Below are 265 nucleotides of genomic sequence, written 5' to 3' on the forward strand. Positions count from 1 at the left end.
GGTTTTTAGCAGAAGCATTAGCTGCGGCGGGATGCTCATATGATGTCTACGTGCAATGTCCAAAATCTGCATCAGTACGCCAGCAAAGTCGATATCATCGATTGATTTTTGTAGCATAGGGCCGACAGTACGTTTCATATCACGCATCAGGGCATGCTTATCGGCATTTGGTGGTATCCAACCTGCACGACTGACGATATCAACTACAGCGGTAAAGTTATTGTTCATTACGGCAAGTAACATCCGTGCCACAATGAGCTGATCG

Annotated in this window: 1 protein-coding gene; it reads right to left on the bottom strand. The window is 46.0% G+C overall.

Annotated elements, in window-relative coordinates; genetic code table 11:
- Positions 1 to 228, bottom strand: a 228-nt coding sequence (locus SB725_RS31790) for a hypothetical protein (RefSeq protein WP_410923429.1), incomplete at its 3' end; no start/stop codon positions are given.
- Positions 229 to 265: the final 37 nt, after the last annotated feature.

It is taken from the genome of Pseudomonas sp. SIMBA_041 (assembly GCF_046535095.1).
In the GTDB taxonomy this organism is placed as follows: Bacteria; Pseudomonadota; Gammaproteobacteria; order Pseudomonadales; family Pseudomonadaceae; genus Aquipseudomonas; species Aquipseudomonas mucoides.